This window comes from Bordetella genomosp. 13, assembly GCF_007679965.1.
Taxonomy (GTDB): domain Bacteria; phylum Pseudomonadota; class Gammaproteobacteria; order Burkholderiales; family Burkholderiaceae_B; genus Bordetella.
This window is the reverse complement of the sequence record NZ_VEHL01000008.1, coordinates 15,506-34,339: the sequence shown is the minus strand read 5'-3', so window position 1 is coordinate 34,339 and position 18,834 is coordinate 15,506. Positions and strand designations below refer to the sequence as shown.

At 69.3% G+C, this 18,834-nt stretch carries 16 protein-coding genes; 7 read left to right on the top strand and 9 right to left on the bottom strand.

Annotation, left to right across the window (positions count from 1 at the left end; all coding sequences use genetic code 11):
* Positions 1-198: 198 nt before the first annotated feature.
* Complete coding sequence (locus FS845_RS18665) at positions 199-2,361, bottom strand: ATP-dependent helicase (RefSeq protein WP_144638132.1); 2,163 nt, start codon at positions 2,359-2,361, stop codon at positions 199-201.
* 64 nt (positions 2,362-2,425) lie between these two features.
* Between FS845_RS18665 and FS845_RS18660 the strand changes: the two genes are divergently transcribed.
* Together FS845_RS18660 and FS845_RS18655 are read left to right on the top strand one after the other, a co-directional pair.
* Positions 2,426-3,319 (top strand): DUF72 domain-containing protein, encoded by an 894-nt coding sequence (locus tag FS845_RS18660; protein WP_144638130.1) that lies wholly within the window; start codon positions 2,426-2,428, stop codon positions 3,317-3,319.
* Positions 3,320-3,463: 144 nt separating this feature from the next.
* Positions 3,464-3,964, top strand: a complete 501-nt coding sequence (locus tag FS845_RS18655) for a hypothetical protein (protein WP_144638128.1) — start codon at positions 3,464-3,466, stop codon at positions 3,962-3,964.
* Between the two features lie 40 nt (positions 3,965-4,004).
* Here FS845_RS18655 and FS845_RS18650 read toward each other — a convergent pair whose 3' ends face one another.
* Positions 4,005-5,507, bottom strand: coding sequence for a PLP-dependent aminotransferase family protein (locus tag FS845_RS18650; protein ID WP_409929313.1), 1,503 nt, complete (start codon positions 5,505-5,507; stop codon positions 4,005-4,007).
* A gap of 135 nt (positions 5,508-5,642) precedes the next feature.
* Between FS845_RS18650 and FS845_RS18645 the strand changes: the two genes are divergently transcribed.
* Together FS845_RS18645 and FS845_RS18640 are read left to right on the top strand one after the other, a co-directional pair.
* Positions 5,643-6,902, top strand: a complete 1,260-nt coding sequence (locus FS845_RS18645; RefSeq protein WP_144638126.1) for a 4-aminobutyrate--2-oxoglutarate transaminase — start codon at positions 5,643-5,645, stop codon at positions 6,900-6,902.
* 89 nt (positions 6,903-6,991) lie between these two features.
* Complete coding sequence (locus FS845_RS18640) at positions 6,992-8,464, top strand: NAD-dependent succinate-semialdehyde dehydrogenase (protein WP_144638117.1); 1,473 nt, start codon at positions 6,992-6,994, stop codon at positions 8,462-8,464.
* A 93-nt stretch (positions 8,465-8,557) separates the two neighbouring features.
* Here the strand turns inward: FS845_RS18640 and FS845_RS18635 are convergent, their stop codons facing one another.
* The 5 genes from FS845_RS18635 to nirB are packed head-to-tail and all read right to left on the bottom strand — an operon-like array spanning position 8,558 to position 14,386.
* Entirely contained in the window at positions 8,558-9,823 is a 1,266-nt protein-coding gene (locus FS845_RS18635; protein WP_144638115.1) for a nitrate- and nitrite sensing domain-containing protein, read from the bottom strand.
* A 16-nt stretch (positions 9,824-9,839) separates the two neighbouring features.
* Positions 9,840-10,607 carry a uroporphyrinogen-III C-methyltransferase gene (gene cobA, locus FS845_RS18630; protein WP_144638112.1) on the bottom strand — a complete coding sequence of 256 codons (768 nt, stop codon included), beginning with the start codon at positions 10,605-10,607 and terminating at the stop codon, positions 9,840-9,842.
* Positions 10,608-10,619: 12 nt separating this feature from the next.
* Positions 10,620-11,432 carry a formate/nitrite transporter family protein gene (locus tag FS845_RS18625; RefSeq protein WP_144638110.1) on the bottom strand — a complete coding sequence of 271 codons (813 nt, stop codon included), beginning with the start codon at positions 11,430-11,432 and terminating at the stop codon, positions 10,620-10,622.
* Between the two features lie 33 nt (positions 11,433-11,465).
* Complete coding sequence (gene nirD / locus FS845_RS18620) at positions 11,466-11,825, bottom strand: nitrite reductase small subunit NirD (protein ID WP_144638108.1); 360 nt, start codon at positions 11,823-11,825, stop codon at positions 11,466-11,468.
* Positions 11,825-14,386 carry a nitrite reductase large subunit NirB gene (gene nirB / locus FS845_RS18615; RefSeq protein ID WP_222130012.1) on the bottom strand — a complete coding sequence of 854 codons (2,562 nt, stop codon included), beginning with the start codon at positions 14,384-14,386 and terminating at the stop codon, positions 11,825-11,827. The genes nirD and nirB overlap by 1 nt, the downstream gene beginning before the upstream one ends.
* Before the next feature lie 366 nt (positions 14,387-14,752).
* On the opposite strand from nirB, the gene FS845_RS18610 reads away from it, so the two are divergent.
* Both FS845_RS18610 and FS845_RS18605 read left to right on the top strand, forming a co-directional pair.
* Complete coding sequence (locus FS845_RS18610) at positions 14,753-14,998, top strand: hypothetical protein (RefSeq protein WP_144638106.1); 246 nt, start codon at positions 14,753-14,755, stop codon at positions 14,996-14,998.
* A 68-nt stretch (positions 14,999-15,066) separates the two neighbouring features.
* Positions 15,067-15,912, top strand: a complete 846-nt coding sequence (locus FS845_RS18605; protein WP_144638104.1) for an inositol monophosphatase family protein — start codon at positions 15,067-15,069, stop codon at positions 15,910-15,912.
* A gap of 106 nt (positions 15,913-16,018) precedes the next feature.
* Here FS845_RS18605 and FS845_RS18600 read toward each other — a convergent pair whose 3' ends face one another.
* Entirely contained in the window at positions 16,019-16,846 is an 828-nt protein-coding gene (locus FS845_RS18600) for an NAD-dependent protein deacetylase (RefSeq protein ID WP_144638102.1), read from the bottom strand.
* Complete coding sequence (epsC, locus tag FS845_RS18595) at positions 16,843-17,790, bottom strand: serine O-acetyltransferase EpsC (RefSeq protein ID WP_144638100.1); 948 nt, start codon at positions 17,788-17,790, stop codon at positions 16,843-16,845. Before epsC ends, FS845_RS18600 begins: the two co-directional genes overlap by 4 nt.
* Before the next feature lie 334 nt (positions 17,791-18,124).
* Between epsC and FS845_RS18590 the strand changes: the two genes are divergently transcribed.
* Positions 18,125-18,808 (top strand): TetR/AcrR family transcriptional regulator, encoded by a 684-nt coding sequence (locus FS845_RS18590; RefSeq protein WP_144638098.1) that lies wholly within the window; start codon positions 18,125-18,127, stop codon positions 18,806-18,808.
* Positions 18,809-18,834 lie beyond the last annotated feature (26 nt).

Below are 18,834 nucleotides of genomic sequence, written 5' to 3'. Positions count from 1 at the left end.
CGCCGATGGACCGGCGTATGGCGCGCGGCCAGCACCATGATAGTGCCGCGCCGCGGACGCGCCCAGCCCGGCCGCGCGGCGCTCAGGCGGGTGTCAGGCTACGAGCCCAACGGGTCTGGCGCGGGCGTCGCGCGCCACGGGTCCGGCCCGGGCGTCGCGCGCCACGAAGCGGACAGCAGGCGAGCGCGGCAGACCGCCCTACGAGAACATGCCGCGCATGCGCCCCGCCAGGTCCACGACCGGCGCATCGGGCTTCACGCGCGCGCCGCGGTCGTGCGGCAGCTCGGGAGGCTTGGGCAGGTGGTCGAACAGGGGCAGCATGGCCTGCGGAATGAAGCGCGTGCGCGACGCATACACGTGGCGGTCGCCCATGCCGTTCTGCTGGTGCACGTAGAAGCGCTGCGGCACGATGACCTGCAGGCGTTCGCGCGCGCGCGTCATGGCCACGTACAGCAGGCGGCGCTCTTCCTCGATCTCCTCGCTGTCGCCGGTGCTCATGTCCGACGGAATGCAGCCGTCCACCGCGTTCAGCACGTACACCGCGCGCCACTCCTGGCCCTTGGCCGAGTGGATGGTGGACAGGATCATGTAGTCCTCGTCGCGCAGCGGCGCGCCGGACTCGTCGCTGGTGGCGTTGGGCGGATCCAGCGTCAGCTCGGTCAGGAAGCGTTCGCGCGTGGGGTAGCCCATGGCGATGCGCGAGAGCTGCTCCAGGTCGGCGCGCCGCATGGCGGCGTCGCCGTCGTGCAGGCGCTCGATCTGTTCGCCGTACCAGCGCAGCGCCACGTCCACGTCGGCGGGCCAATGGTGGCCGGGCGCCCGCAGCGAGGCATAGACCTGCACGAAGGCCGCCCACTCGTCGCGCGCGCCGGCGCCGGGCTTGAAGGCGCGCATGGCGTCCAGCGGTTCGGGCGCCTGCGCCAGCTCGTCCATCAGGCGGCCCGCGGTGGCCGGACCGATGCCGGGCAGCAGCTGCGCCACGCGAAAGCCCGCCATGCGCGAGCGCGGATTCTCGGCCCAGCGCAGGATGGACAGCAGGTCCTTGACGTGCGCGGCCTCGAGGAATTTCAGGCCGCCGAACTTCACGAAGGGAATGTTGCGACGGGTCAGTTCCAGTTCCAGCGCGGCACTGTGGCTGGCCGCGCGGAACAGCGCGGCCTGCGACTTCAGCGTGGCCCCGCCCTCGCGCAGTGCCAGCACCTGGTCGGCCACCCAGCGCGCCTGGCCGGCCTCGTCGGACACCGTGACCAGTTCGGGACGTTGCGACGAGGCGCGGTCGGTCCACAGCTGCTTGGCATAGCGCTCGGGCGCCAGGCCGATCACCGCGTTGGACGCATCCAGGATGGGCTGCGTGGAGCGGTAGTTGCGTTCCAGCGTGACCACGTGCGCCCCCGAGGGAAACTGCCGCGGGAAATCGAGGATGTTGCGCACCGTGGCCGCGCGGAACGAATAGATGGCCTGCGCATCGTCGCCCACCACCGTCAGGCCGCGGCCCTCGGGCTTCAGGCCCAGCAGGATGTCGGCCTGCAGGCGATTGGTGTCCTGGTATTCGTCGACCAGCACGTGGTCGAAGCGTTCGCCGGCTTCGTGCGCCAGGCCGGCATCGCGCATCATCTCGGCCCAGTACAGCAGCAGGTCGTCGTAATCCAGCACCTGCTGCGCCTGCTTGGCCTGCACGTAGGCGCGGAACAGGCGCTTCAGTTGTTCTTCCCATTGCGCGCACCACGGGAAGACCTTGGCCAGCACCTCGCCCACCGGGGCCTGGCTGTTGACCACGCGCGAATAGATCGACAGGCAGGTGCCCTTGAGCGGAAAGCGCTCGTGCGTGGCCGACATGCCCAGCTCGTGGCGCACCATGCCCATCAGGTCTTCGGCGTCGCCGCGGTCGTGCACGGTGAAGGTCTCGGACAGGCCGATGCGCGGGGCGTATTCGCGCAGCAGCCGCGCGCCGATGCTGTGGAAGGTGCCCGACCAGGGCAGGGGCGGCGCGGCCTGGCTGGCGCCCAGGTTCATGGCGCGGCGCAACACGCCGCCCACGCGGCGTTCCATTTCTTGCGCGGCGCGGCGCGAGAACGTCAGCAGCAGCATGCGCTGCGGGTCGGCGCCGTTGAGGACGAGGTGCGCCACGCGATGCGCCAGCGTGCTGGTCTTGCCCGAACCGGCGCCCGCGATGACCAGCAGCGCCTGGCTGGGGCCGTCGGGCCCGGCGCCGTACTCGGCCGCCTCGCGCTGGGCGGGGTTCAGGTCGGCCAGCGGATCGGGGCGTTGCGCCCGGGACTGGCCGTGGGAAGCATCGTTCGCGGCGGCCCGCCCGGCGTCGGGGCCGGCATCGCGGGCATCGGAGGAATCGTGGTCGGACATGGGACATCGCGGGAAAAGCCAACCGCAAGAGTACTGTATATTCATACAGAAATCCGTAACCGCCATGACCATCCTCACCGGCACCGCTTCCTGGACCGACCCCACGCTGCTGGCATGCGGCCGCTTCTATCCGCCGTATGCCAACGATGCCGAATCGCGCCTGCGCTTCTACGCCGACCATTTCGACACGGTCGAGGTCGACTCCAGCTACTACGCCCTGCCCGACCCCTATACCGCCTATTTGTGGACGCAGCGCACGCCGCCGGATTTCATCTTCAACCTGAAGGCCTTCCGCGCCTTCACGGGCCATCGCATCCCGTTGCAGGCGCTGCCTGCCGACCTGCGGCGCGACTGGCCGGACGCGCCCGACACGCTGTACGACAACCAATTGCCGGAGGGCTGGCAGGACGAGCTGTGGCGCCGCTTCACCCTGGCCGTGGAACCGCTGCGCATGGCGGACAAGCTGGGCGCCGTGCATTTCCAGTTTCCGCCCTGGGTGCGGCGCGATGCGCGCGGCATCGCACGGCTGCGCGACTGCGTGCGCCGCATGGAAGGCCTGCCGATGGCGGTGGAGTTCCGCCATGCCAGCTGGTTCGACGGCGCCGAGGCCACGCAGGCCACGCTGGCGCTGCAACGCGAACTGGGCGTGGCGCACACGGTGGTGGATTCGCCGCAGGGCCTGGACAACACGGTGCCCGACGTCTGGGCGTGCACGAATCCCGACCTGGCCGTGGTGCGCCTGCATGGCCGCAACACGGCGGCATGGAACGCCCACGGCTCGGCATCCTCGTCGCGCTTCCAGTACGTGTACACGCCCGAAGAGCTGGCCGAACTGGCCACGCGCATCAGGAAGCTGGCCCAGCGCGCCAAGCGCACGCAGGCGCTGTTCAACACCAACTACCAGGACCATGGCATGCGCAACGCGGCGGGCCTGGCGCAGGCGCTCGGAATGGCATGAACCAACGTCGCGCCGCTGGGCGTCGGCGCGGGCGTGTCGCGCATGTCCCATGCCTCGAAAACACGCACGAGCCTTCGGCTACAGTGACGATCGAATCCGGCGGCCGCGAGGCTGCCTTCAATACGAATCAGGAGAAGTACCGCAGTGAATGACGATCACGCACCCGATACCGAGGTATCCGAGGACCGCAAGGAACATGGCGCCACGCTGTGGCGCGACGACGGCTGGACCGCCAGGATCATCAAGAACGAGGACGACGACGGCTGGGCCGTGGCGATGACCCTGGACGGACATTCCGAGCCGGCGCTGGTCGGTCCCTGGACCATGGGCCGCGACAAGAAGAACCCCAAGCCGCTGGACTCGCCCGCCTTCCATACGCTGGTCAAGACCGCCAACGAAGTCCTGCGCCGTCATGAACAGCAGTTGCACGCGACGCTGCACAAGAGCGTGAAGATCGACGCCGAGGCTGGCCGCCTGACCGTCAAGCTGGACATCGTTCCCGACGAGGACGAGCCCTATGCCGTCTTGAGCGCCTACGATGAAATCGGCGAGCAGCTGGCGCAGATCCGCGTCGCACCGACGTACAAGCTGAGCGTGCAACGCGCGTCGGAATGGGCCAGCGGCGGCTTCGGCAGACAGGGCTGAAGGCCAAGCCTGCATCGGCGCGGGCCGATGGGCACGCCCGTCACGCCTGTCGCTTCTTTCCCTGCCTGGCCACCGCGGCCAGGCTGTCCAGCACCACCTCGAACTTGCGCGCGATCTGGTTGTCCGGCACGCACGCATATCCCATCAGCAGACCCTGGCGCGGGGCCTGGTCGCCGGCGTAGTAGCGCGACAGCGGCCGCGTCAGCACGCCGCGTTCGTGCGCGGCCTGCACCACTTTCTGGTCGGACAGGTCATCGGGCAGGTTCAGCACCAGGTGCAGGCCCGCGTCGCTGGAATCGCGGTGCAGCCAATCCGGGCCCAGCCGCCGGTCGATCAGGTTGACCAGCATGGCGCGCCGGCGGCCGTACAGCATGCGCATGCGGCGCACGTGCGCCGCGTAGTGACCCTCGGCGATGAAGGTTGCCACGGCCGCGTGCGTCATCAGGTGGCCCTCGCGGTACAGTTCGGCGTGCGCGGCCTGGAAGGCCGGCACCAGCGCGCGCGGCAGCACCAGGTAGCCCAGCCGCAGGCCCGGATACATGGTCTTGCTGAAGGTGCCCAGGTAGATCACGGGCGCGTCCGGCTCCAGCCCCTGCAGCGACGGAATGGGCCGCCCCGTGAAGCGGAATTCGCTGTCGTAGTCGTCCTCGATGATCCAGCTGCCCCAGCCGCGCGCCAGCGCCAGCAGCTGGCGCCGCCGCGCCAGCGACATCACGGGGCCCAGCGGATACTGGTGCGATGGCGTGACGAAGACGAAGCGCGGCGGCACGGCCACAGGCTCGGCCGGCAGGCGCATGCCCTCCTCGTCCACCGGCTGCGGATCGACGCGGATGCCGTTGGCCGACAGCACCGAACGCGCGCCCCAATAACCGGGGTTCTCGATCCAGGCCACGTCGCCCGCGCCGCCCAGGATGCGCGTGGCCAGGTCGATGGCCTGGTGCGAGCCTTCGGTGATGAGGATCTGCTCGGGATCGCAATCGACCGAGCGCGTCAGCGCCAGATACTGCGCCAGCGCCTCGCGCAGCGCGGGCAGGCCGCCACCATAGGAATAGCTGAGCAGTTCGGGCGGCGGGCGGCGCCACAGGCCGCTGACGATGCGGCCGAACTTCTGGTGAGGGAACTCGGTGACGTCGGGCACGCCCGGCATGAAGGCGCCCCACTGGTAGGGCGAGGCCGACACGCCGTCGACGATGCGCGCGCCGCGTTCGGACAGCGTCGGGCGGCTGGCCGCGGCCGTCGTGCGACGCGCGCTGCGGCCGCTGGCCAGGTACGACTCGGGCAGCGTGTCGGTGACGAACGTGCCGTTGCCCTGGCGGCTGCGCGTGTAGCCCTCGGCCTGCAACTGCGCGTAGACGTGCACGACGGTGTTGCGTGCGATGTCCAGTTCGGCCGCCAGGTCGCGCGTGGCGGGCAGGCGCGTGTCGGCCGCGATGGTGCCGTCCAGGATGGCTTCGCGCAGGCCGCGGTACAGCCGCTGGTTCATCGGCCCATCTGCGGCGTCGCCCAGCCGCAGCAACAGCAGGTCGCCGACGATGGATCTCAATTGGTTCTACCTGATATGCGAAAGTGGTTCCGCTGGATGGGGCCATCTTAGCATTAAATACGGTCCATCCCCGGGCGTGGCTGCATGCGCCCGCCCACCGCCGCGCGACGGCGCGCATACCCCTCGAGATAGACCATGAAGAACCAGGAACTGAATACCCGCCGTGCCCAGGCTACCCCGCGCGGCGTGGGCGTGATGTGCGACTTCTATGCCGTGCGCGCCGAGAACGCCACGCTGTGGGACGCCGAAGGCCGTGAATACATCGACTTCGCGGGCGGCATCGCCGTGCTGAACACGGGCCACCTGCATCCCAAGGTGCAGGCCGCCGTGGCCGCGCAGCTGCAGCAGTTCACGCACACCGCCTACCAGATCGTGCCGTACGAAGGCTACGTGGCGCTGGCCGAGCGCATCAACGCGCTGGCCCCGATCGACGGCCCGGCCAAGACCGCGTTCTTCACCACCGGCGCCGAAGCCGTCGAGAACGCCGTGAAGATCGCGCGCTCGTACACCGGCCGCTCGGGCGTGATCGCCTTCGGCGGCGCCTTCCACGGCCGCACGCTGCTGGGCATGGCGCTGACCGGCAAGGTCGCGCCCTACAAGCTGTCGTTCGGCCCCATGCCGGCCGAGATCTTCCACGCGCCCTTCCCCGGCGCCGACGTCACCGTGGCCGAGTCCATCAAGGCCCTGGAGATGCTGTTCAAGACGGACATCGATCCCAAGCGCGTGGCCGCGATCATCCTCGAACCCGTGCAGGGCGAGGGCGGCTTCAACGTGGCGCCGCCCGAACTGATGCGCGAACTGCGCCGCGTGTGCGACGAGCACGGCATCCTGCTGATCGCCGACGAAGTGCAGACCGGCTTCGCCCGCACCGGCAAGCTGTTCGCCATGCAGCACCACGACGTCAAGCCCGACCTGATGACCATTGCCAAGAGCCTGGGCGGCGGCATGCCCATCTCGGGCGTGGTCGGCCGCGCCGAGGTGATGGACGCCCCCGCCCCCGGCGGCCTGGGCGGCACGTACGCCGGCAACGCGCTGTCCGTGGCGGCCGCGCTGGCCGTGCTGGACGTGATCGAGGAAGAACAGCTGTGCGCGCGCTCGGCCCAGCTGGGCGAGCAGCTGATGGCCCGCCTGAATGGCCTGCGCGCCAGCGTGCCCGGCATCGCCGACGTGCGCGGGCTGGGTTCGATGGTAGCGGTGGAACTGGTCGATCCGGCCACCGGCAAGCCGGACGCCCAGGCCGTCCAGCGCGTGCAGCAGGCCGCCCTGAAGCAGGGCCTCATCCTGCTGAGCTGCGGGGTGTATGGCAACGTGCTGCGCTTCCTGTACCCTTTGACCATTCCGGACGCCCAGTTCGCGCGCGCCCTGGACATCCTGTCCGCCGCGCTGCAAGGCTGAAACAAACGGGCATGGCGCTTGCTGCGCCGGCCCTTCCGACGGCGGTGCGCCCGGTCGCGCCGCCCGCCCCCGATTCAGAAGGAGTTTTCATGGCTCAGTCTTCCCTCACCCTGAAGCGTCCGGACCTGCTGCGCGACGCGTGCTACGTCGACGGCAAGTGGGTGCCGGCCAACGGCGCCAGCATCGCCGTGGACAATCCGTCCACCGGCAAGACCATCGTGTCCGTGCCCAAGCTGGGCCGCAAGGAGACCGAACAGGCCATCGCCAGCGCCGCCGCCGCCCTGCCCGCCTGGGCCGCCAAGACCGGCAAGGAGCGCGCCGCCGTGATGCTGAAGTGGTCGCAGCTGATGATGGCCAACCAGCAGGACCTGGCCGCCATCATGACGGCCGAGCAGGGCAAGCCCGTGACCGAGGCCGCCGGCGAGATCGCCTACGCGGCCTCGTTCCTCGAATGGTTCGGCGAAGAAGCCAAGCGCATCGACGGCGACGTGCTGCAAAGCCCCAAGGCCGGCCAGCGCCTGCTGGTGCTGAAGCAGCCCATTGGCGTCACCGCCGCCATCACGCCGTGGAATTTCCCGGCCGCGATGATCACCCGCAAGTGCGGCCCGGCGCTGGCCGCCGGCTGCACCATGATCGTCAAGCCCGCGCAGCAGACCCCGCTGACCGCGCTGGCCCTGGCCGTGCTGGCCGAGGAAGCCGGCGTGCCCAAGGGCGTGTTCCACGTCATCACCGGCAGCTCGCGCGAGATCGGCGCGGCGCTGTGCGAGAGCGACGTGGTGCGCAAGCTGAGCTTCACGGGCTCGACCGAAGTGGGCCGCACGCTGATGGAGCAATGCGCCCCCACCATCAAGAAGCTGTCGCTGGAATTGGGCGGCAACGCGCCCTTCATCGTGTTCGACGACGCCGACCTGGACGCGGCCGTGGACGGCATCCTGGCCTCGAAGTACCGCAACGCCGGCCAGACCTGCGTGTGCGCCAATCGTATCTACGTGCAGGACGGCGTGTACGACGAGCTGGCCAAGCGCCTGGTCGCCAAGGTCAATGCCATGAAGGTGGGCGACGGCTTCGAGGAAGGCGTGACGCAGGGCCCGCTGATCGACAAGGCCGCGGTCGAGAAGGTGCAGGAACACATCGAGGACGCCACGTCCAAGGGCGCCACAGTCATCGCCGGCGGCAAGCCGCACAAGCTGGGCGGCACGTTTTTCGAACCCACCATCCTGCGCGACGTGACGCAGCAGATGAAGGTCGCCACCGAGGAGACCTTCGGTCCGGTGGCGCCGCTGTTCCGCTTCAAGGCGGAAGACGAAGTGCTGAAGATGGCCAACGACACCATCTTCGGCCTGGCCGCGTATTTCTACACCCGCGACTATGCGCGCGTGTGGCGCGTGTCCGAGGCGCTGGAATACGGCATTGTCGGCATCAACACCGGCATCATCTCGAACGAAGTGGGTCCGTTCGGCGGCGTGAAGCAGTCGGGCCTGGGCCGGGAAGGCTCGAAGTACGGCATCGAGGAATACATCGAGGCCAAGTACCTGTGCCTGGATCTGGGTGCGAAGGGCTGATGCCGCTTCCTTCCTGAAGATCGCGGGACATGCCGCCGGCCGCAAGCCGGCGGTTTTGCTTTGCGCGGGCGCGGCGCGCAGGACCCGGGGCGGTCAGCGCCGTCCGGCCGCCTGGTCCAGCAGCTGCTGCGCCACCGCGGCCAGCGGCCTTCCGCTCTCCATCGCGGCCCGCTGCAGGCGCTCGAGCGCGGCGGGCTCGGACAGGCCGTGCTGCTGCACCAGCAGCCACTTGGCGCGTTCGATGCGCTTGCGCTCGTCCAGCGCGCCGCGGGCCTGCGCCAATGCCTGGTCGGCCTGGCGCATGCGGGCCGCCTGATCCTGCAGCATGTCCAGCATGGACCTCTCGATGCCGCCGCCCACGCCGTCCTCGGGCGGCACGTCCAGCACCCGGCGCTGCACGTTGTACAGCATGGCCGGCGCCTGGCCGCCCACGTGCTGCGCGAACTGGTCCAGCAGCACCCGATGATTGTCGCGTTCGGCGCGCGCCGCCTCGATGCGCTGCGAGCACTGGCGCGCCAGCGTGTCCGCCAGCCCCTGCTCGACCGGGGCCATGGCGTCGATGCGGGCGGTGCAAAGCTCGAACCACAGCTCGGCCAGGCCCGGATCCAGCGCCTGGCCGGCATGCGTCTGGCGCGCCATGGCACGCAGCTGCTGCACGCGCTCGGTATGCGGCTGCACCTGCCGCCAGTCGGGCAGCACGTCGTCGGGCGCGCATTCGCCGAACACCTCGAAGCAGCGCTGCTGCCCCGCGGCGAACTCGGCCATCTGCGCCTTCTGGGCGTCGGTGAAGTAGCCCGCCGTGTAGCCCATCACGCCATAGGCGCGCTCCTGCCCGCTCAGCTCCTTGCCCTGCATGAAGTTCAGCAACGCCACCAGCATGCGCGTGATGCCGGCGTCCAGGGAGGCGTCGGCCGCCTCGAAGACCACCGCCAGCAGGCTGGAGACCAGGCGCGTGAACGCCGCGCTGGCCTCTTGGGCGTCCAGCCTGCGATGGCGCACGCGCCAGCGCAGGTCGGGCAGTTCGTCCAGGCGGTACAGCGCATGGGCGATGCAGCTGTACAGGCGGGCGCGGCCGGGCTGCTCGCTGCCGCGCGCCAGCACGCTGTCCAGGAAGCCGCGCACGCGCGCCTCGCTGGACTCGGCGCCGCGCGTGTAGGCATCCAGCGCCGGCAGCAGGTCCTCGCGGTCCAGGCACAGCGTCAGGTTGGAATAGCCGCGCTCTTTCTGCAGGGCATGCACCAGCTCGCCCACCAGCGACACGAACTGGCAGGTGTGCGCCAGCTGCTCCAGTCCGTGCAGCTCGGACTGCCGCGCCGCCAGCAGGAACCGCAATGCCGGCCGCATGGTGCCTCTGCTCATGTCGATACCTTTTTATTCATGCCTGCCTGCGCGCCGTCTCCGTGATGTCGATGTCCTGACCTGCGAGGCCGTACATGCGGCAAGCCGCCACCTCGCCGATCACCAGGATGGCGGGGCTTTGCAGGCCGAAGGCCTGGGCGTCTTCCGCCATCGCGGCCAGCGTCGAGCGGCATTCGCGCTGGTCGGGCAGCGAGGCGCGCTCGATCATGGCCACCGGGGTATCGCCCCGCAGCCCGCCGGCCAGCAGGGCCTCGGCCACCGAACCCACCCGCGCCACCCCCATGTATACCACCAGCGTGGTGCCGCCCTGCGCCAGCGCGTGCCAGGCGGGCTCGCTGCCGTCCTCGGTATGCGCCGTGACCAGCGTGACGCCGCGCGCCGCGCCGCGCAGGGTCAGCGGGATGCCGCTGGCCGTGGCCGCGGCCAGGCCGGCGGTGATGCCGTTGATCACCTCGCAGGCCACGCCGTGGCGGCTCAGCCATTCCGCCTCTTCGCCGCCGCGGCCGAAGATACAGGGATCACCGCCCTTCAGCCGCGCCACGCGCAGGCCCTGCCGGGCATAGCGCAGCATCAGGCGCTGGATGAAGTCCTGCGGCGTGGATCGGCAGCCGCCACGCTTGCCCACGCGGATGACGCGCGCATCCGGACAGAACGCGAGCACGTCGGGATTCACCAGGTCGTCCACCAGCACGACCTGGGCGCGCTGCAAGGCCTTCACCGCGCGCAGCGTCAGCAATTCGGGATCGCCCGGACCCGCGCCGATCAGCCATACGGATGTGTCCATGTCGTACTCCGGTCAGCCGAAGCTGCGCTTGGGCGCGGTCTTCATGTGGGTGGCGTACAGCGTCAGGCCGGTCAGCGAGATGCCGCCCACCATATTGCCCAGCACCACGGGCAGCTCGTTCCAGATCAGGTAGTCCATGATCGAGAAATTGCCGCCCATGATCAGCGCCGACGGGAACAGGAACATGTTGACCACCGAGTGCTCGAAGCCCATGGCGAAGAACAGCATGATGGGCATCCACATGGCGATGACCTTGCCGCTGACCGAGGTCGAGATCATGGCGCCCACCACGCCCAGCGACACCATCCAGTTGCACAGCACGCCGCGGATGAAGATGGTCAGCATGCCGGCCGCGCCGTATTCCTTGTAGCCCAGCGTGCGGTTCTCGCCGATGTGCGAGATGACCTCGCCCACCTTGTTCACCGGCGCCGCGAAACCGTAGGTGAAGACCACGGCCATCATCAGCGCCACCGTCAGCGCGCCCAGGAAATTGCCCAGGAACACCACGCCCCAGTGGCGCAGGATCACCCCCGGCGTGATGCCGGGCCGCTTTTCGAACAGCGCCAGCGGCGTCAGCACGAACACGCCGGTCAACAGATCGAAGCCCATCAGATACAGCATGCAGAAGCCGACGGGAAACAGCGCCGCGCCCAGGATGGGCGAGCCGGTCTGCACGGTGACGGTGACCGCGAACACCGCGGCCAGCGCCAGGATGGCGCCCGCCATGTAGGCGCGCAGCAGGGCGTCGCGGGTGGCCATGTGCAGCTTGGATTCGCCGGCGTCCACCATCTTGGTGACGAACTCGGTGGGAAGGATGTAGGACATGCGGATACCTCTACGCTTCGAAGATGATGGGAATCAGGCGGCGATCTCGACGGCGTCGCCCGCGATGCGGGCGGGCCAGACGCGCAGCCGTTGCTCGGGGAACTCGACGCAGCCGCCGTCCTGCAGCCGGAAATGCTGCTTGTAGAGGGGCGAGGCCACCACCAGCGCGCCGCCCAGGTGACCCACGATGCCGCGGCCGATGACATTGACGCCCGTCTTCGGATCGCGGTGGTCGACGGCGTAGACGGCGTCGTCCTGCTGCGGCAGGTAGAACAGCGCCACCTGCGCGCCGTCCACCCACGCGACAACCCCGGAATTGGCGACCAGGTCGGCGCGGCGGCACACGGCGCGCCACTGTGCCGGTTCGGAAGGACTCTGCAGCGTTGCGGTCATCACAGTTGCTCCACGGCGATGGGAATGCGGCGCGCCTCGGCGGCCGTGGCGGGACGGCGCTGGCCGCGCTCCGGCACGAACTGCACGTCGGGATCGGGGCGTCGGTCGTTGACGAAGGTGCGGAAGCGCTTGAGTTTCTCCGGGTCGTTGATGGCATTGGCCCACTCGCATTCATAGCGGTCCACCACCAGCTGCATCTGCGCCTCCAGCTCCTCGGCCAGGCCCAGGCTGTCGTGCAGCACGACGTCCTTCAGGTAGTCCAGGCCGCCGTCCAGCGATTCGCGCCACACCGAGGTGCGCTGCAGCTTGTCGGCCGTGCGGATGTAGAGCATCAGCACCCGGTCGATCAGGCGGATCAGCGTCTCGTCGTCCAGGTCGGTGGCGAACAATTCCGCGTGGCGCGGCCGCATGCCGCCGTTGCCGCACACATAAAGGTTCCAGCCGCGCTCGGTGGCGATCACGCCGATGTCCTTGCTCTGCGCCTCGGCGCACTCGCGGGTGCAGCCTGACACCGCGAACTTCAGCTTGTGCGGCGCGCGCAGGCCCTTGTAGCGGTGCTCGATGCGCAGGGCCATGGCCACGCTGTCCTGCACGCCGTAGCGGCACCACGTGCTGCCCACGCAGGACTTCACCGTGCGGGTCGACTTGCCGTAGGCATGGCCCGTCTCGAAGCCCGCCGCGATCAGCTCGCTCCAGATCTCGGGCAGCTCGTGCAGCTGCGCGCCGAACAGGTCGATGCGCTGGCCCCCGGTGATCTTGGTGTACAGCTGGTATTTCCTGGCGACCTCGCCAATGGCGATCAGCCCCTCGGGCGTGACCTCGCCGCCGGGAATCCGCGGCACCACCGAATACGTGCCGTTCTTCTGCATGTTGGCCATGAAGGTGTCATTGGTGTCCTGCAGCGGCACCAGCAGCGGGTCCTGGATCGGCCGGTTCCAGCAGGATGCCAGGATGGACGCCACCGCGGGCTTGCACAGGTCGCAGCCCAAGTGGCCGCGGCCATGGGCCGCCAGCAGCTGTTCGAAGGTCTCGATGCCTTCGACGCGCACGAAGTGATAGAGCTCCTGCCGCGTGTAGGCGAAGTGCTCGCACAGGCTCTTGTCCACCGTCACGCCGCGCGCGGCCAGTTCGTGCTCGAAGACCTGCTTGAGCAGCGCCGAGCAGCCGCCGCAGCCAGTGCCCGCCCGGGTGCAGGACTTCACGCCCGCCAGGTCCGTACAGCCCTCGTCGATGGCGGCGCAGACGGCGGCCTTGCTGACGTTGTGGCACGAGCAGATCGTGGCCGTGGCCGGCAGCGCGGCCGGGCCGAGCACGGGCGTGTCCGCGCCGCGCGGCAGGATCAGCGCGGCGGGATCGGCGGGCGGCGCGATGCCGTTCTGCACGTACTGCAGCAGCGTGTCGTAGTAGCTGTTGTCGCCCACCAGCACCGCGCCCAGCACGCGCTTGCCGTCCGCGGACACCACCAGGCGGCGATAGCCGGCGTTCACCTCGTCCATGTAGCGGTAGCTGCGCGCGCCCGGCGTGGCGCCGTGCGCGTCGCCGATCGAGCCCACGTCCACGCCCAGCAGCTTCAGCTTGGTCGACATGTCCGCGCCCGCGAAGGCTTGCGCCGGCTGTCCGGACAGTATCGCGGCCACCGTGCGCGCCATCTGGTAGCCGGGCGCCACCAGGCCGTACACCATGCCGTTCCACAGCGCGCATTCGCCGATGGCGTAGATGTCGTCGTCGCTGGTGCGGCAGGCTTCGTCGATGACGATGCCGCCGCGCTCGCCCACCGCCAGCCCGGCGGTGCGCGCCAGGCCGTCGCGCGGCCGGATGCCGGCCGAGAACACGACCAGGTCCGTCTCCAGCGCCTCGCCGCCCGCGAAATTCAGGCGATAGCGGTGCCGCATGCCCGGCTTGATGGTCTCGGTGGCGCGCGACACGTGCACCTGCACGCCCAGGGCCTCGATGCGCGTCTTCAGCGCCTGCCCGCCCATCTCGTCCAGCTGCACCGGCATCAGGCGCGGCGCGAACTCGACCACGTGGGCCTCCAGGCCCAGGGCGCGCAGGGCATTGGCGGCTTCCAGGCCCAGCAGGCCGCCGCCCACCACCACGCCGCGGCGCGCACCCGCGGCCGCCGCGCGGATCGCGTCCAGGTCGTCCAGCGTGCGATACACCAGCCGCGCCTCGGTCTCCTCCACGCCCGCGATGGGCGGCACGAAGGGAAACGAGCCCGTGGCCAGCACCAGCTTGTCGTAGGCATGCCGGCCGGTGGCGGTGACCACTTCATGGCGCACGCGGTCGATTTCCTGCACACGCATGTTCAGGTGCAGCGTGACGCCGGGCGTCTGGTACAGCGTGCCGTCGCCCAGCGCCATCGACTCGGCGTCGCGGCCGGACAGGTACTCGGACAGGTGCACGCGGTCGTAGGCGCGCTGCGGCTCTTCGCCGTACACCTCGATGCGATAGCGCGCCAGCGCCCCTTGCGCCACCAGTTGCTCGACGCAGTGATGGCCGACCATGCCGTTGCCGATCACGATCAGGGTTTGCAGGGGCGATGCGGATGTCATGTCTTTCATGGCGTCTTCCGTGGCGTGCATCCCGGAAAACACAAAGGCGCCCCGGACCGGAGAGATGGTCCTGGGGCGCCTTTGCCGGTCCTGCACACGTTGTCTGGGACCCGCGTGAGCGGGCCATGCCTTGGCTTATGCAAAGTCCGTGCCAGGTTTGGGCGGCGCGGCGTTGATCGACCTCCGTTCATGGGGAACGATTCGGTGCCGCTTCATGACGGCACCTTGCACCGGGCGGTCGTGCGCTGCCGCAACGCACAACACCGGTGCAGAGATGCACGGCGTCGCGCACCACGGCGAGGCAGGCGGCGCGTGCCGGGCGCATGAGCCGAAGTAAAGAAAAATTAAGATATAGGCAGTTTTAAGTGAAAAAATTTGAAATTAATCAAATTTGGCACCCCTGCGCCGGCGGGGCTGCGGCGGTCGCCGGTGTTCGTCGGGGAAGATCGCCTGGACCAGCCGGTCGTGCACTACATCGCCCCGCCGTGGGGTCAGGTCTCGGCCAAGCTCCGGAAGCAGTTTCCGATTCTGGAAGATGATGCCTTGAGCCGTGAAATTGCCGGGATCGTCCTCGCCGGCCTGGCCTGGCCTGTCCCCGCCACGACGCAGGACGAACCCTAGCCGTCATCGCCTGGACAGCCCGCGCGTGCTAGATTGACCGCCCGATCGACCTTGCAAGACCGCCAGCCATGACCCGCACCTTCTCCAAGGACGAAACCCGCCGCCTGGTCGCCATCCTGGCCGAGGCCGCGCAGGCCGAAGTCCTGCCGCGCTTTCGCAACCTGTCGCCGCAGGCGGTGCGCGAGAAGGACTCGCGCCGCGACCCGGTCACCGACGCCGACGAAGGCGCCGAGCGCCACATCGCCGCCAGGCTGGGCAAGCTGTATCCCGGCTCGGTGTTCATCGGCGAGGAATCGTCCACGCGCAATCCGGCCTTGCTGAACATGCTGGTCGACGCCGACCTGGCCTTCCTGGTCGACCCCGTGGACGGCACGCGCAACTTCGTGGCCGGCCTGCCGCTGTTCGGCATGATGATCGCGGTGTGCCATCGCGGCGACGTCATCGCGGGCGTCATCTACGACCCCATCGGCAACGAGGCCGCGCTGGCGGTACGCGGCGAAGGGGCCTGGATCGAGCGCCAGGGCGCGGCCCCGCAGCCGCTGAAAGTGGCCGATCCCGTGCCGCCCGAGGACATGGACGGCATGATCGCCACCGGACACCTGCCGCAGCCGCTGCGCGACACCGTCAACGGCAATCTGGCGAGACTGGGCAGCACGGCCTCGCTGCGTTGCGCGGCGTACGAATACCGCATGGCCGCGTCGGGACACTGCCACGTGCTGTTCTACAACAAGCTCACGCCCTGGGATCATGCGGCGGGGTGGCTGCTGCATCGCGAGGCGGGCGGATATGCGGCGCACTTCGACGGCAGCCCATACAAGCCCACGCACCGGGATGGCGGATTGCTGCTGGCGCCGGATGCGGGCAGCTGGCATGCGGCACGGCGGGTGTTGATGGGCGAACACACGCCGCAGTGAGGGCCACGCGGATCGTATCGTCGGCGGCCGTTTGACCGGCATGCCAGGTGCGGCGTGGGTGGCGCGAGGCATAGGCAGCGCGTGCTCCGGCTGCCAGGCATGACGGCTAAGGCGACACCCCGGCCCGCACCGCCGCCAACGCCTCCGCGCACGGCTGCTGCACTTTCAGCGCCAGCAGATCGTCCGCCCGCGTACGGCCCAGGTTGATCGCCGCCACCGGCTGACCGCGCCGGCTGGCTTCCAGCGCATACCGATATCCCGAATACACCATCAACGACGACCCCACGACCAGCATGGCGTCAGCCCGTTCCAGCGCGGCTTGCGCGCGTTCGACGCGGTCGCGCGGCACGCTCTCGCCGAAGAACACGACGTCGGGCTTGACGATGCCGCCGCAGCGCGGACAGGCCGGGATGTCGAACGCCGAGAAATCCAGGCCTTCGAGATCGGCGTCGCCGTCCGGCGCATCGGGCGCGTCATGCGCGGCCCATTCCGGATTGCGCTCGTACAGCATCCGCTGCCACGCCTCGCGCGCGCCGCGCCAGTCGCAGTTCATGCAGCGCACTTCATCCAGCTTGCCGTGCAGGTCCACCACCGCGTGGCTGCCGGCGGCCTGGTGCAGGCCGTCGACGTTCTGCGTCACCAGCAGTTCGATGCGGCCATCGGCTTCCATGGCCGCGAGCGCGCGGTGCGCGGCGTTGGGCTGCACGTGGCCGAAGCGGCGCCAGCCGACCATGCTGCGGGCCCAATAGCGCGCCCGCGCGGGCACGCCGCCCATGAAGGTCTGGAAATCGATGGGCGGCTTGCGCATCCAGGCGCCCTCGTCGTCGCGATAGACGGGGATGCCGGAGCCGATGCTGCATCCGGCGCCCGTCAGCACGAACAGGCGCGGATGCGCGTCCAGGAAGGCGCGCAGGTCCTGCAGCGATGCCGTCATGCGCCCAGGCCGCAGTCGGGCATGTCGCTGACCAGGCTGGCCTGCGTGACGTTGCTGCCCGGCGCCACGCTGCGCGTCAGCCACACGTTGCCGCCGATGGTCGAGCCGCGGCCGATGGTGATACGGCCCAGGATGGTGGCGCCCGCGTAGATGACCACGTCGTCCTCGATGATGGGATGGCGCGCCAGGCCTTTCTTCAATTCGCCGTTCTCGCCCGGCGGGAAGCGCTTGGCGCCCAGCGTGACCATCTGGTAGAGCCGCACGCGGTCGCCGATGATGGCGGTCTCGCCGATGACGACGCCCGTGCCGTGGTCGATGAAGAAGCTGCGACCGATGGTCGCGCCGGGGTGGATGTCGATGCCGGTGTCGGAATGCGCCAGCTCGGTCACGATGCGCGCCAGCATGGGCGCGCCCAGGCGGTACAGCACGTGCGCCAGGCGGAAATGGATCATGGCGGTGACGCCGGGATACGACAGCAGCACCTCGTCGACGCTGCGCGCGGCCGGATCGCCCTGGTAGGCGGCGGTCACGTCCAGGTCCAGCGTGCGGCGCACAGCCGGCAGCTCGGCGCCGAACGCGCGCGTGATGCCCACGGCGCGTTCCAGGGTCTGCTCGCGCGGCTCGTCGACGTCGCGGCTCAGGTGGCGCAGTTCGAGGTAGACCTGCTGCAGCAGCTCGTCCAGGGCTTCGCCCAGCGTGTGGCCCACGTAGAAGTCCTCGACTTCCTCGCGCAGGTCGATGGGACCCAGACGCATGGGGAACAGCGCGCCGCACAGCCGCTTGACGATCTTGCGCAGGTCTTCGGGGGAAGGGAATTCGCGGCCCGCGGAGGTCTCGCGCAGGCGGCCATGCGGGCCGCGCCAGTCGACGCGCGCGGCCCGCAGGCCGGACACGATGCCGTCGAGATTCCAGTGCTGCGGCGGGAGGGAGGCGCCGCTGCTCATTGCCGCGCCTCCGGACCGGTGGCACAGGCAGGAATCCGAACATCTACAAGCATGGTGAACCTCGCGAAAAAAAACGGAACTGGCGCGCGCAGCGGCGCGCCTACGTATCGACTGTACCCGCTGGGCTGCCCAGGCCGTCTTGTGGCCGACAGGCCGGCGGGGTCTTGTGCGGCACGGCATGGCGGAACACCCTGGCGGGACGGCGATGGCAGAAACGCCCCCGGCGAGCGGCGGAACGCGCTAAGCGTAAACCCTGTCAGGGATTATCAGGGATTTCAGCCGGATGACATTCTCTATAATCAATCTCAAACGAACGTTTGAAACAGCCCAGACGATGAAGGAAACGCCCCCCGTCCCGCCTTCTTCCACCCGCGAGGCCATCCTCGAGGCCGCCGAGGGCCTGTTTGCCCTGCACGGCTACGACGGCACGTCGATGCGTCAGATCACGGCCGCCGCGGGCGTGAACCTGGCGGCGGTCAATTACCACTTCGGCGGCAAGGAAGCGTTGCTGCAGGAAGTGCTCAAGCGCAGCCTGGCGCTGGTCAACCAGGAACGCCTGCGCGTGCTTGACGCCCTGGAGGCCGACGCCGGCGGCAGGCCGCTGAAGCCCTCGCAGGTACTGGATGCCTTCTTCGGCACGCTGCTGCGGCTGGCGAACGATCCCGAGCACGCCGGCCGGCACTTCCTGCCGCTGCTGGAACGCACGATGACCGATCCCACGGGATTCATCCGCACGCTGTTCGCCGACGAATACGCCGACGTGATGGAGCGCTACCAGAACGCCCTGTTCGCTGCCCTGCCCGACGTGCCGCGCGCCGAGATCATGTGGCGCTTCCACTTCATGCTGGGCGCGACGTCGTACGCCATCATGGGCACCAGCACACTGCGCCTGGTCACGCACTGGAGCATCGACGAGACCGAACAGCCCGACAACCCCGCGCTGCTGCTGCCGCGCCTGATGAGCTTCCTGCTGGGCGGGCTGCGCGCGCCGCTGCCGCCCCTGCTGGCGGCCGGCTGAGGCCGTCAGCCCCACCATTACAACGA

Bases quoted from the DNA above. Each gene is read 5' to 3' on its own strand.
- FS845_RS18605 (WP_144638104.1), top strand. From the start codon at position 15,067: ATGACCCGCACCTTCTCCAAGGACGAAACCCGCCGCCTGGTCGCCATC.
- FS845_RS18665 (WP_144638132.1), bottom strand. From the start codon at position 2,361: ATGTCCGACCACGATTCCTCCGATGCCCGCGATGCCGGCCCCGACGCC.
- nirD (WP_144638108.1), bottom strand. From the start codon at position 11,825: ATGACCGCAACGCTGCAGAGTCCTTCCGAACCGGCACAGTGGCGCGCC.
- epsC (WP_144638100.1), bottom strand. From the start codon at position 17,790: ATGAGCAGCGGCGCCTCCCTCCCGCCGCAGCACTGGAATCTCGACGGC.
- FS845_RS18600 (WP_144638102.1), bottom strand. From the start codon at position 16,846: ATGACGGCATCGCTGCAGGACCTGCGCGCCTTCCTGGACGCGCATCCG.
- FS845_RS18645 (WP_144638126.1), top strand. From the start codon at position 5,643: ATGAAGAACCAGGAACTGAATACCCGCCGTGCCCAGGCTACCCCGCGC.
- FS845_RS18590 (WP_144638098.1), top strand. From the start codon at position 18,125: ATGAAGGAAACGCCCCCCGTCCCGCCTTCTTCCACCCGCGAGGCCATC.
- FS845_RS18660 (WP_144638130.1), top strand. From the start codon at position 2,426: ATGACCATCCTCACCGGCACCGCTTCCTGGACCGACCCCACGCTGCTG.
- FS845_RS18635 (WP_144638115.1), bottom strand. From the start codon at position 9,823: ATGAGCAGAGGCACCATGCGGCCGGCATTGCGGTTCCTGCTGGCGGCG.
- nirB (WP_222130012.1), bottom strand. From the start codon at position 14,386: ATGAAAGACATGACATCCGCATCGCCCCTGCAAACCCTGATCGTGATC.
- cobA (WP_144638112.1), bottom strand. From the start codon at position 10,607: ATGGACACATCCGTATGGCTGATCGGCGCGGGTCCGGGCGATCCCGAA.
- FS845_RS18625 (WP_144638110.1), bottom strand. From the start codon at position 11,432: ATGTCCTACATCCTTCCCACCGAGTTCGTCACCAAGATGGTGGACGCC.
- FS845_RS18640 (WP_144638117.1), top strand. From the start codon at position 6,992: ATGGCTCAGTCTTCCCTCACCCTGAAGCGTCCGGACCTGCTGCGCGAC.